This is a genomic window from Qipengyuania sp. ABI-127-1 (assembly GCA_022953095.1).
In the GTDB taxonomy this organism is placed as follows: domain Bacteria; phylum Pseudomonadota; class Alphaproteobacteria; order Sphingomonadales; family Sphingomonadaceae; genus Qipengyuania.
Genome location: JALJCR010000003.1, coordinates 216191 through 228294, shown reverse-complemented (window position 1 = coordinate 228294; position 12104 = coordinate 216191). Strand labels below are relative to the sequence as shown.

Here is a 12104-nt window from a genome sequence, read left to right as displayed (position 1 = left end):
TCCAGTGACCGCGCGCCAGCCCGAACGCGAGCCCGTGCGGTCAGCTCCACACTGCCTCGGGCGGCAGGCTCATCAGAATCGCATCGATATTGCCGCCGGTCTTGAGGCCGAACAGCGTGCCGCGATCATAGACGAGATTGAATTCCGCATAGCGCCCGCGCCATTCGAGCTGGGTCTGCTTGTCTTCGCTCGTGAACTCGCTCTCCATCCGGCGGCGGACCAGCTTGGGGAAAATGTCGAGGAAGGCTTCGCCAACATCCTTGGTAAAGGCGAGATTGCGTTCGAAGGCGGCAGCGTCCTCGCATTCGAGGTGGTCGTAGAAGATCCCGCCTACGCCGCGATGGACGCCCCGATGGGGGATGTAGAAGTAATCGTCCGCCCACTTCTTGAAACGCTCGTAATAGGTCGGATTGTGCGCGGCGCAGGCGGCGCGGAAGCGGGCGTGGAAATCCTCTGTATCCTCGGCGTAGGGGATCGGCGGATTGAGGTCCGCCCCGCCCCCGAACCAGGCCTTACCCGTCGTCAGGAAACGCGTGTTCATGTGTACGGCGGGCACATGCGGATTGGCCATATGCGCCACCAGGCTGATGCCGGTCGCGGTGAAACCCGGGTTTTCCGCGCTCGCGCCGTTGATGGTTCCGGCGAATTCGGGCGCGAAATTGCCGCGCACGGTCGAGACATTGACCCCGACCTTTTCGAACACCTGCCCCTTCATGAGACCCCGCGTTCCACCACCCGGATCGGGATTGCCTTCCTCTCGCCGGTTCCAGCTATCGTACTGGAAGCGCGCATCCGATCCTGCCTCGCGCTCGATGCTCTCGAATTCCGTGCAGATGCGATCGCGCAGGGTTTCGAACCAGGTTCGGGCGGTGTCGGTCTGCTGGATCCAGTCGGTCATGTCGAAGCCCTTGCCATTGCGGCGCGCAGGCGGCAATAGCCACGCATGGTTCCCCTTTCGTTCGCAGGCGAGGAATGGCTCCTAACAGAGGGCCGCGCGCTCTACTGGCCGCGCGAGCGCGCGCTGCTGGTCGCCGACCTGCACCTCGAAAAGGGCAGCTTCTTCGCTCGTCATGGTCAGATGATCCCGCCCTATGACAGCCGCGAGACGCTGGAACGCGTGGCGCTGGCCGTACGTGAAACCGGCGCGCGCCGCGTCATCACGCTGGGCGACAATTTCCACGATTCGGACGGATCGACGCGCCTCGAACCACACGCCGCGGGCATGCTCGATGCGCTCACCAAAGCGGTCGACTGGGTCTGGATCACCGGTAATCACGATCCGGAAATGGAAGCACGCTACGGCGGCACTCTGGCCGAGGAACTCGAGATCGGAGGCGCCATCCTGCGACACCGCGCGCAGAAGGGCGAAACCCGGCCCGAACTTTCCGGCCACTACCACCCGCGGCTGCAACTGAAGGTTCACCAGCGTATGATCCGCCGCCCCTGCGCGGTGGTGAGCGCAAATGACGCCGCCGGCGGCGCGCCCACGGGCCGCATGATCCTGCCCGCCTTCGGCGCTTACACGGGCGGGATGAATGCAGCCGATCCAGCAATCCTGAAAGCCCTCCAACCGGCGGACCGAATCGACGCGGTGGTTCCTGCAAAGGGCAAGCTGGCCCGGTTCAATTTGTGGCAGGCGGCTTAGCTTTTTCGCGCTGGTCCGTCTCGGTTTCCAATGGAGCCATCCCGCCACCGCGCTGCGGCCGATGCGGATGAGGGACGGCTATCGCACGCAAGGAGATGGACGTCTGCGACAAAAACCTTTCTTCCCCCTTCCGAATTCCGGCGTTTCTCCCTACATACCCCCCTCGAAACAGGCAGAATCGAGGAGATTACCCCATAGCCCGTCCACCCCGCCGTAGCATGCAGATGCCCGTAAAAAGCGGCCCACGCTACGATAACATGATCAATGTGCCGAAGGTCCGCGTGATCGATCACGAAGGCGAGAACCTCGGCGTTATGTTCACCCGCGAAGCGACCGAGCAGGCCAACGAGCTTGGTTTGAACCTCGTCGAAGTGTCCCCCAATGCGGACCCGCCGGTGTGCAAGTTCCTCGATGTCGGCAAATATCGCTACGAGGCGCAGAAGAAGGCGAACCTCGCACGCAAGACGCAGAAGACGCAGGAAATCAAAGAGATCAAGATGCGTCCCAATATCGACGATCACGACTACGATGTGAAGATGCGCAATGTCGTCAAGTTCATCGAAAACGGCGACAAGGTAAAGTGCACGCTGCGTTTCCGCGGCCGCGAAATGGCCCACCAGCAGCTTGGCATGGATCTGCTCAACCGCGTCCGCGACGATGTGGAGGAAATCGCCAAGGTCGAAGCCTTCCCGCGTCTCGAAGGCCGCCAGATGATCATGGTGATCGCGCCCAAGTAAGGCGGCGCCTCGCGGCGACAACGAAAAAGGGCGGGTCTGTGTGGCCCGCCCTTTTCCTTTGGTGGTGCTGCGATCAGCGCCCGATATGGTCGTCGAGGAATTTCAGGTAGGCTTCCGATGCGGTGATACGGTTTTCACGGCGGCGGAAGCCGTGGCCCTCGTCGGGGAACAACACATATTCGACCGGCACCCCGTTGGCCCTGACCGCAGCGACCAGTTCGTCGCTTTCGACCTGAAGCACGCGCGGGTCGTTTGCGCCCTGCACGACCAGCATCGGCTTGGTGATATTGCCCGCATGGAACAACGGCGAAATCGCGCGGTGACGTTCCTCGTCAATCGCCGGATCCCCCATCTCGTCATAGAGCGCATCGCGGAAACTGCCCCACCAGGGCGGGATGGATTTCAGCGTCCGCACCCAGTTGGTAACGCCGAAAATGTTGATGCCCGCATCGAACACCTCCGGATGAAAAGCTAGCGCAGCAGCCGTCATGTAGCCACCGTAGCTTCCGCCCATCACTGCAATGCGATCGTCTGCGACCCAGTCGAGACCCTGCAGGAATCCCTTGGAGGCAATCACATCCTTCAGGTCGACATCGCCGTGCCGCTTGTCGTCCATATGGAAGAAGGTCTTGCCATAGCCCGAGGAACCGCGGTTGTTGATCGCGTAGACAGCGTAGCCATTGTTCACCAGATGCTGGATCATCGCGCTGTAGCCGCGCGTGCTCTGACCGCCCGGGCCACCGTGGACAAGCACGACTGCCGGGGCCGGACTGGCCGCACTGGCGCCCTTGGGCCGGTAGAGTATGCCAGGGATTTCCAGCCCGTCGTAACTGGGAAAACGGGCCACCGTGGCAGTGACGAGGTCATCTTCGTCAATCGCGGGGTTGAGCGCCTTGGTCAGCCGGGTCGAAGCGCCGCTCGCCAGGTCCGCGACATAAATGTCGGTCGGTGACGTATCCGACGTCAGTGTAAAGGCGATCCGTGTTTCAGCCGGGTCGAAGCGGATAGATCCGAGGCTTCCCTCGGGAAGGCCATCGAGCGTGACCGCTGCGCCACTGCTCTGATCGAGGATCGTAATGGCCGTCAGCGCATCTTCGTTGATCGCACTCACCCGATTAGCGGCCAGTGGGCGAATATTGCAGGAAGGCGACATCCCAGTCCGCCTCGACCACGGGCGATTTCTTGCCGCTCGCGAGGTCGTAGCGCCACGCCTGACTGAATTCGCCATGCTCGTTGGTCGCGTAGATCAGGGCGGCATTGTCGCGGGTGAAGGTGTAGGCACCATAGCTCACATTGCCTTCGTGTGGGGTGATCAGCTTCGGCTCAGCCCCGGCTGCAGACAGGTCCGCCACGTAGAGATCGCTGTTCGCGCTCGATAGGGCTTTCGACAAGGCTACCCAGCGCCCGTCGGGCGACACATCGCTAATCGAAAAGCCACCTTCATTGGTGAAGACACGGCTGCGCTCGTAGGTTGCAGCGTCGTAGGCATAGAGATCGAAAGCCGCGGAATCGCGTTCGTTAGTGGTGACGTAGAAGGTCTTTCCATCGGCGTTCCATCCGGCGAAAGCTGCCTTCAATTCCTCACCTGGCGTCAGATCGGTGACCGTGCCGGCCATGTCCATCACGAAAAGGTGGTTGAGTTCGTTCCCCCCTTCGTCGGCGGTGAAGAGCACCCGCGGATCGTCGGGGAAAAAGCTCGCGCCGAAGGTGGCATTGGTACTGGATTGGGTCAGCGGCACGGGTTCGCCACCTGCCACCGGCATCTTGTAGGCGTTGAATACCCCGGTCGCATCCGAAGTCACCAGCACGAACTCCCCATCGGGCGAGAAGTTGAAACCGCTGGGCGAACCGACTCTGTAGCTGGTCGATTCGAAGAACTGCTGCGCGGTGTAGGTTTTTACCTGCGCCTCCTCAGTCATGGCGTGCCTTTGGTGCGGCTGCGCGAAAGCGGGGGCGGCCAGCGCGGCTAGCGAGACGGCCGCAAGCATGGAAATCGATCGGATCACGGATTCCTCTCCTGTGTGATCAAAGTAATACACCCACCTTAACGGGCTTCAGGATTCCGGCAAGCGCCAAGATTGTCCTCGTGAAAGGAGACTGTTAGCAGCGGGCATGAGGGGGATCGCGGCGACATGACGACCAAACGCATAGGATTTCTGGTGGGCGTGCTGGCGTTGCTGGCGAGCATCTTCCTGCCTACACCCGCCGGTATGAGCCGCGAGGCCTTTATCGTCGCCGGCCTCGTCGTGCTGATGGCGAGCTGGTGGATGACCGAGGCGCTGCCGCTGACGGCAACCGCGCTGATGCCCTTCATCGTGCTGCCCTTCGCCGGGGTGATGAATGCGCGCGACACGGCCAGCGCCTATTACTCGCCCATTCTGTTTCTGCTGCTGGGCGGGGCCTTCATCGCTCTGGCCATCGAACGCACCGGTTTGCACAAGCGCCTCGCGCTCGCGATCCTCAATGCGATTGGCGGACGCGGCGGACAGGCGGGACTGCTGCTGGCCTTCATGATCGCCGCCGCGATCCTTTCCATGCTTATTTCGAACACTTCAACCGCGCTCATCATGATGCCGATGGCGCTTGCGGTGCTGGCCGGGGGCGGGGTCGCCACAGACGAGCGCGAAGGCCTTGCGGGCGCGCTGCCGATGGGCATCGCCTTTGCCGCGAGCGTGGGCGGGCTCGGCACGCTGGTCGGATCACCCACAAACGCTATCGCGGTGGGCCTGCTCGACACGATGATCGGAACGCAGATCAGCTTTGCCGAATGGACACTTTACGGCCTCCCCATCGTGGTGCTCGGCGTGCCGCTGGCCGCCTTCCTGGTGGCGCGCGTGCAACGTGTGGCAGAGCACCCTTTCGACGTTGCGGCGGCGCGGGCGGCTGTCGTGAACGAAGCACCGATGGGATCGGCGGAACGCCGCCTGATGGTAACCGTCGGCCTGACCTTTCTCGCCTGGATGACGCGGCTGATCGTTGCGCCCTATCTGCCCGAAGGCTCGTGGACCGACGGCACCATTGCCATCATCGCCAGCCTGGTTTTGTTCCTGCTCCCCGACGGCACGGGACGCCCGCTCCTGATCTGGGACGAGGCCGACCGCGCCCCCTGGGGCGTCATAATGATGTTCGGCGGCGGGCTGGCGCTGGCGGCAGGCATGAGTGCGAGCGGGCTGGCCGATTGGCTGGGTAATGCGCTGCTGCCGCTCGAGGCGTGGCCGCTGGTGCTGGTCGCCATTGCGGTTGTGGCGATGGTCGTGCTGATTACCGAGTTCGCCAGCAACGTCGCGACGGCCAGCGGAATTATCCCGGTCGTGGCCGCATTGGTGGTGGCCTTGGGAGTCGATCCGATCTTGCTTGCCATGCCCGCCGCGCTTGCCGCCAGTTGGGGCTTCATGTTGCCCGCCGGGACCGGACCTAACGCCATCGCCTGGTCGACAGGGCACATCCGGATCGGACGAATGGTGAAGGCCGGTTTGTTGCTGGACATTGTCGGGATCTTCATGATCGTGGGCGTGGTGTGGGGGATGAACGCGCTGGTCTAACAGGGGCTTTTGCTCCCCGCCCCAGTCCGTGTCGGATCGACGCGATACCGCGCCATGCGTACACCCGCTTTGCACGCGTTCCCATGGCTTGTTTCAGCCTACGCATCTTGGTCCTTAACCGCAGTCCATGCCGCCGGCTTCGTCGCAGTTGAAACCAATCTCGCTCCGACATATGGATCGCAGCCGAAAGCGCTGTCGGTGGAGAGGCGTTCCTGCGGAGGTTAGGAACGGGCGCCCTGACCAGCCCAACCGGCTCCCGCCTTCCTGGGGGCGTGATACAGGAAGGATGCTCGCCCGATGAGCGACCACGACATCGACCCGACCTCGCCGCGCATGGCCCCCAAGCCCGAAGTGACCAAGATCGATGGGCGCGAACTGAAGCCCAGCACACTGATGATGGGTTATGGTTACGACCCGGTTCTGTCCGAAGGCAGCCTCAAGCCGCCGATCTTCCTCACGTCCACCTTCGCCTTTCCCAGCGCTGCCGATGGCAAGCGTCATTTCGAAGGCATTACCGGCAAGCGGCCGGGCGGCGCCGACGGCCTCGTCTATTCGCGCTTCAATGCGCCGAACCAGGAAATCCTCGAAGATCGCCTAGCGGTGTGGGATGGCGCCGAGGATGCGCTGAGCTTCTCCAGCGGCATGACCGCGATCTGCGTGCTGATGCTGGCCTATGCGTCGAAGGGCGATGTCATCGTCCATTCCGGCCCGCTTTACGCCGCGAGCGAAGGGTTCGTCGCCAAATGGATGTCGCGCTGGGGCATCGAGTATGTCGACTTTCCCGCGGGTGCCACGCGCGAGGCAATCGACGCCGTTCTCGCCAGGGCCAAGGATCTGGCCAGCCGGAACGGCGGCAAGGTCTGCATGATCTATCTCGAGAGCCCGGGTAATCCAACCAATGCGCTGGTCGATGTCGAAGCGGTCAAGGCAGCGCGCGACGAAGCGCTGGACTGGGATTGCCCGATCGCCATCGACAACACTTTCCTCGGCCCTCTCTGGCAGCGTCCGCTCGACCAAGGCGCCGATATCGTATGCTATTCGCTGACCAAATATGTCGGCGGCCATTCGGATCTCGTCGCCGGCAGCATCGCTGGAGCCAAGAAGTGGATGGACTCCGTGCGCATGCTGCGCAACACGATGGGCGGGATTTGTGATCCGAACACCGCCTGGATGCTCCTGCGCAGCCTCGAGACGGTGGAACTGCGCATGAGCCGCGCGGGCGAAAACGCCGCCAAGGTCTGCCAATTTCTGGCACAGCACCCGAAGGTCGAGGGGCTGGGTTACCTCGGTATGATAAAAGACGTGCGGCAGCAGGATATCTACGACCGCCATTGCAAGGGCGCGGGCAGCACCTTCTCGCTGCTCTTGAAGGGCGGCGAGGCGGAATGCTTCCGGTTCCTCGACAGCCTCAAGATCGCCAAGCTGGCGGTCAGTCTCGGGGGGACCGAAACGCTTGCGAGCCACCCGGCATCGATGACTCACCTGTCAGTGCCAGAAGGACGCCGCGCTGAACTCGGCATTTCGGACAATTTGGTGCGGATCAGCATCGGAATCGAGGACCCGGACGATCTCATCGCCGACTTCGAGCAGGCACTGGAGGCGGTATGATCCGTATCGGTTTCCTCGCTTGTGCCGATACGCTCCCCGGCGATGGACCGCGCCGGGGAGATGCCTTCGAGCACGATCTGGAGGTCGCGGCGCTACGCCCGGCTTTCGAGACTGCGGGACTGGACCTGCACGAAATCGACTGGCGCGCGCCGCTGGAGGATTTCGAGGGAATCGCACTGATCCTGCTCGGCACGGCGTGGGACTACCAGGATCATCCCGATGCGTTTCTCGCCAAGCTCGAAGCCCTCGCGGCGCGCGGCATTCAGGTTTGCAATCCACCCGAGGTAGTGCGTTGGAATGCCGACAAGCGCTATCTCGAGCAACTGGCCATGCGCGGAGCGACAAGCGTTCCGACACTCTGGCACGCCGACATCGACCGGGCCGGTATCGAGGCAGCGATGGACCATTTCGGCGCCGATCGCGTGGTGGTGAAGCGTCAGGTCGGTGCCGGCGGGCTGGGTCAGTACAGCTTCTCGCGCGATAACCTGCCGGACGAAGGCTGGTCGATGGGGCGCGCCTGCATGGTCCAGCCGTTCCTGCCGAGCATCGTCGAAGAAGGCGAATACACCTTCGTCTTCGTCGACGGCGCTTTCAGCCATGGCGTTCTCAAGCGTGCTGGCGAAGGCGAATACCGTATCCAGTCGCTTTATGGCGGCTATGAATGCGACTATGCGCCCGACGCGCAGGACCTGGCCAGGGCCGAAGCGGTCGTGACGGCATTGCCCTTCACCGACTTGCTATACTGCCGGATCGACATGGCACGGCTTCCGTCGGGCGAACTGGCAGTAATGGAAGCCGAGGCGATCGAGCCGTATCTCTATCCCCAGCAGGGGCCGGGCTTGGGGCAGCGCCTGGCGCAAGCCATCGCAGCGCGCCTTGCAGACCGCGCGGTGGCGGCCCCTATCCCTTCCACTCGCGCCGCTCTTCCGCAGCCTTGAGCACTTCGTAGGCGAGCTGGAGCTTCTGGAATTCGGCGGCGGCTTCCTTGTCGCCGGGTTTCACATCGGGATGGACGGTCTTGGCCTTGTCGCGCCAGGCCTTCTTGATCGCGATGAATTCGACGTCGGCCTCCAGTTCGAGCACCTCGAGCGCGCGCATTTCATCGGCGCTGCGCGAACCGTCGCCACTACCGCTCCAGCCATAGTGCTGCGCTTCGGCATAGCCCGCATTCTGGCTTTGCTCGGTTTTGGTCCGGGCTTCTTTCTCAGCCTTGTCGAGCCCTTCAAAATAATCCCACTTGCGATTGTATTCAGCGGCGTGCTTCTGGCAGAACATCCACCGTTCGGGACTGTTCGGCGCCTTGGGTGCCGGGCAATCGCCCGGTTCCTCGCAGCCGTGCCGGTCGCATAGCCGCACAGTCGTAGTCTCGCGCGACGATCCATAACCGCGCCAGCGGGGAAAGCCCCAATCGTTCGAGCGGCGCGCCTTAACCATGCGAGCGGGATTTTGTGAGGCCGGAAAACATGCGCGTCAATCTAGGCGGCCTGACGAAAGGTGCAAGCGCGCGACAATAAGTTGCAATCTGAAATGTTGCAATGCAACGAAACCTTCATATGTGGACCGTAGCGATCCTATATGAGAGAAACCCCGTGAGCAGACAGCTAACCTTATCCGCCACCGCCGCGATCTTCACGATGGCCGCTTTTGCCATGGCCAGCGGGCTGGGCCATTTCTCGCCAGTGTCCACCGATCGGATGGCGGGTGTCTCTCCCGTCGCAGCCTTCGCTGCGATCCGATAGGCCGGGCCGGTTTGAACAGCAGCCAGAAAGGGCTCCCCGTCTCTCGGGGGAGCCCTTTCCGCTCGATCAGTTGATGGTGACGGTAGCCGCGCGGCGGTTCTGCGCCCAGGCGGCCTCGTTCGAGCCCAGCGCAACCGGACGTTCCTTGCCGTAGCTTACCGTGCGTATACGGTTGGCGGGGATGCCGATCGACACGAGATAGTTTTTCGCCGCATTGGCACGTCGCTCGCCCAGGGCCAGGTTGTAATCGCGCGTGCCGCGCTCGTCGGCATGGCCTTCAATGGTGAAGGTGACCTGCGGATACTGACTGAAATACTGCGCCTGACGCTGCAGCTTCGTCTGGTCTTCTGTATCGATGTTGAAGCGGTCGGTATCGAAATACACCACCGTATTCGCCTGCCCCACGGCCTCCACGAAATGCGTCTGAGAACCGACTGCGGGGCCAGTTGGGGCGGTGGGCGTTGGCGTGGCCGTTTCGACCGGAGGTGGCGGTAGCTCCTCGGGTGCCTTTTTCTGGCAGGCGGCAAGAGCGATGGTCGATGCAAGCATCAGGCCTGTAGCAGCACGAGTATTCATAGGCTGTCCCCTTTTCAAACAGCTTGGATGATCGGTTTGCCCCCCGAATTCGTCCCCTGTTCAATCCAATGCAGTTACGGCAAAATCGGTCCCCAGGCCGGGTCGGACGCATCGACCGGCGTCGGCAAACGGCGCAGATTGTCGCCCGTGAGATCGACCTGCCAAAGCGAGGTCTTGCCGCTGTTGCGCTCGGTCCGGAAGAACTGGATGATCCGGCCATTGGGCGCCCAGGTCGGCGCTTCGTCCTGCCAGCCACTGGTCAGTGTCCGGACATTACCGCCCGACGGCGTCATCACCGAAATGTTGAATGAGCTCGCATTGGTGAAGGCGATCTGGTCACCGCGCGGGCTCCACTCGGGCGTCGCGCACCGGCTGCCGCCGAAGCTGATGCGGCGCTGGTTCGAACCATCGGCATTCATCACATAACATTGCTGCGCGCCGGAGCGATCGCTTTCAAAGACGATGCGGCCACCGTCAGGCGAGTAGGACCCGCCGATGTCGATCCCGGGCGTATCGGTCAGCCGAACCGGCTCTCCTCCGCTGGAAGACACGCGGTAGATGTCGGTATTCCCGTTGACCGCCATCGAATAGAGCAGCCAGCGCCCATCGGGGCTCCAGCGCGGCGCGAAGGTCGGATTGGCGCTTTGCGTCACCAGCGTCTGGCGCCCCGTACCGATGTCATAGACATAGATACGCGGATTGCCGTCGACATAGCTCAAATAGGACAGCTTCTTGTAATCGGGCGAATAGCGCGGGGTCAGCGCAGTCGAACGGCCCGTGGTGATGAAGCGGTGATTGGCCCCGTCACTGTCCATGATCGCGAGGCGCTTGGAGCGGTTATCCTTCGGACCCGTCTCGGCGATATAGGCGATACGGCTGTCGAAGAACGGGCTCTCGCCGGTCAGGCGCGAATAGATCAGATCGGCGCATTTATGCGCGGCGCGGCGCCAGTCGGCAGGCGGCACAACCCAGCCCTCACGCACCAGCTCCTGCTGCAGCGCCATGTCGTAGAGATAGCAACCGACCGTCAGGCGGTCGTCGCCGCGGCCACGAACATAGCCATGAACCAGCATTTCCGCGCCGCGGTTGGACCAGGTCGGCCAGTTGGGTGACGTGATTTCACCGAAGGAGGGCTGCGGCAGCGCATCGGGGCCGGTCGGCTTGAACAGGCCGTTATTGCGCAAATCGGCCGTGATGACCCGCGCCAGTTCCTTGCCCAGCGCCGCGGTGCCCGATGAACTCGCGGGTGTCGCCACATCGCGATCGGTCGCGAAGCCCGGAATGGCGATCCCGAGATCGTCGAGATTGCCTTCGAAGCTGACCGAGCCCGAGAGACCCTCGCTCTCTTCGATCGTCTCGACTTCTCCACCCTCAGGGATGGGTTGGCCGAGATCCTGGTTCTGGGCGGCAAGGGGGGCAGCGACGAGGGCCGCGGCGGCAATCAGAACATACTTCACTGGGCCAATCTCCAGTCGAAATCCACGGTGATGAGTTTCCATGCCTCGTAGTATTCGTCGGGCAGGTCGAAGGGGGCAGCCAGTTGTACCGCACGGATGGCCTGTTCGCCATGGCGTCCGGCCTGCGCGCGGTTGGTGGCGTTCACGCCGCGCTGCCCCGCAACGCTTGGCGCACCGGCGAGCGTGCCGTCGGGATTGAGGCGGAAGCGGACTTTGGTAACGATCTTCTCGACCTCGGGGCCGCTCGGCGGCTGCCAGTGCGGGCGCAATTGACGAGCGACTGCCTGGAAAAGCGACGCCTTGGCGCTGTTACCGATCCGCGAGGCCGGGATACGCGTTTCGCTCGTACGGGTGCTGTCGCCGGCACCGTCGAGGAAATTGTCGCCCAGGCGCGAGCCGCCGCTGCGCTGGCTGCTCTGCGGCTGGCTTTGCGTACGCGGGGGATCGGGGCGGCGGCGCGGACGGGTGTCGGCGGCCGAATTGGGTGCGGGCACCGGAGACTGGACTTGCGGCGCGGGACGCTCGACCTGCGGCGGGGTCGGCGCTTCCTGCTCAGGCGCGGGAGCCGGGTTGATATCCATGGTCGGCGCGGTCGAGGCACGGCTTTCGGCGACCGGATCGGGCGCGGTCGCGGCGAGCCCGACATCTTCGGCGAGGCTGACCGTCATGCGATGCGGCGGATCGATCGCCGGGGCCGGGAACAGCCCCTGCACGACCAGCAGGCCGAACAGCGCAAGATGCAGCACGACCGCGACGATCAGTCCGGTCCGCTCCTCTGCCCTGATGCCCGTTCTCTCCAT

At 63.2% G+C, this 12104-nt stretch carries 13 protein-coding genes; 6 read left to right on the top strand and 7 right to left on the bottom strand.

Features of this window, described 5'->3' with window-relative positions; translation table 11 throughout:
* Positions 1-40: 40 nt before the first annotated feature.
* Positions 41-898, bottom strand: coding sequence for an oxygen-dependent coproporphyrinogen oxidase (gene hemF, locus MUY37_RS13805; RefSeq protein ID WP_499195941.1), 858 nt, complete (start codon positions 896-898; stop codon positions 41-43).
* 45 nt (positions 899-943) lie between these two features.
* Here hemF and pdeM point away from each other — a divergent pair, with 45 nt between their 5' ends.
* Entirely contained in the window at positions 944-1645 is a 702-nt protein-coding gene (pdeM, locus tag MUY37_RS13800) for a ligase-associated DNA damage response endonuclease PdeM (protein ID WP_499195940.1), read from the top strand.
* A gap of 218 nt (positions 1646-1863) precedes the next feature.
* On the top strand, positions 1864-2382 hold the full coding sequence (gene infC / locus MUY37_RS13795; RefSeq protein WP_499195939.1) for a translation initiation factor IF-3: 519 nt from the start codon (positions 1864-1866) through the stop codon (positions 2380-2382).
* A 73-nt stretch (positions 2383-2455) separates the two neighbouring features.
* On the opposite strand, the gene MUY37_RS13790 is transcribed toward infC, so the two are convergent.
* Both MUY37_RS13790 and MUY37_RS13785 read right to left on the bottom strand, forming a co-directional pair.
* Positions 2456-3493: an alpha/beta hydrolase family protein gene (locus tag MUY37_RS13790; protein ID WP_499195938.1), complete on the bottom strand. Its 1038-nt coding sequence runs from the start codon at positions 3491-3493 to the stop codon at positions 2456-2458.
* Between the two features lie 4 nt (positions 3494-3497).
* Positions 3498-4388 carry a hypothetical protein gene (locus tag MUY37_RS13785; RefSeq protein WP_499195937.1) on the bottom strand — a complete coding sequence of 297 codons (891 nt, stop codon included), beginning with the start codon at positions 4386-4388 and terminating at the stop codon, positions 3498-3500.
* A 126-nt stretch (positions 4389-4514) separates the two neighbouring features.
* Between MUY37_RS13785 and MUY37_RS13780 the strand changes: the two genes are divergently transcribed.
* The 3 genes from MUY37_RS13780 to MUY37_RS13770 all read left to right on the top strand — a co-directional run bounded on the left by MUY37_RS13780 (position 4515) and on the right by MUY37_RS13770 (position 8470).
* Positions 4515-5924 (top strand): SLC13 family permease, encoded by a 1410-nt coding sequence (locus MUY37_RS13780; RefSeq protein ID WP_499195936.1) that lies wholly within the window; start codon positions 4515-4517, stop codon positions 5922-5924.
* A 297-nt stretch (positions 5925-6221) separates the two neighbouring features.
* Entirely contained in the window at positions 6222-7532 is a 1311-nt protein-coding gene (locus MUY37_RS13775) for a cystathionine gamma-synthase family protein (RefSeq protein WP_499195935.1), read from the top strand.
* Positions 7529-8470 (top strand): ATP-grasp domain-containing protein, encoded by a 942-nt coding sequence (locus tag MUY37_RS13770; RefSeq protein ID WP_499195934.1) that lies wholly within the window; start codon positions 7529-7531, stop codon positions 8468-8470. The genes MUY37_RS13775 and MUY37_RS13770 overlap by 4 nt, the downstream gene beginning before the upstream one ends.
* Here MUY37_RS13770 and MUY37_RS13765 read toward each other — a convergent pair.
* The gene (locus MUY37_RS13765; protein ID WP_499195933.1) at positions 8433-8966 is read right to left on the bottom strand and encodes a J domain-containing protein; all 534 of its coding nucleotides are present in this window, start codon (positions 8964-8966) and stop codon (positions 8433-8435) included. The genes MUY37_RS13770 and MUY37_RS13765 overlap by 38 nt on opposite strands.
* Before the next feature lie 155 nt (positions 8967-9121).
* Here MUY37_RS13765 and MUY37_RS13760 point away from each other — a divergent pair, with 155 nt between their 5' ends.
* Complete coding sequence (locus tag MUY37_RS13760; protein WP_499195932.1) at positions 9122-9271, top strand: hypothetical protein; 150 nt, start codon at positions 9122-9124, stop codon at positions 9269-9271.
* A 66-nt stretch (positions 9272-9337) separates the two neighbouring features.
* Here the strand turns inward: MUY37_RS13760 and pal are convergent, their stop codons facing one another.
* The 3 genes from pal to tolA all read right to left on the bottom strand — a co-directional run bounded on the left by pal (position 9338) and on the right by tolA (position 12104).
* A complete protein-coding gene (gene pal, locus MUY37_RS13755) occupies positions 9338-9847 on the bottom strand; it encodes a peptidoglycan-associated lipoprotein Pal (protein WP_499195931.1) in 510 nt (169 codons plus the stop codon).
* Positions 9848-9921: 74 nt separating this feature from the next.
* Positions 9922-11346 carry a Tol-Pal system beta propeller repeat protein TolB gene (tolB, locus tag MUY37_RS13750; protein ID WP_499195930.1) on the bottom strand — a complete coding sequence of 475 codons (1425 nt, stop codon included), beginning with the start codon at positions 11344-11346 and terminating at the stop codon, positions 9922-9924.
* Positions 11301-12104, bottom strand: a complete 804-nt coding sequence (gene tolA, locus MUY37_RS13745) for a cell envelope integrity protein TolA (RefSeq protein ID WP_499195929.1) — start codon at positions 12102-12104, stop codon at positions 11301-11303. The genes tolB and tolA overlap by 46 nt, the downstream gene beginning before the upstream one ends.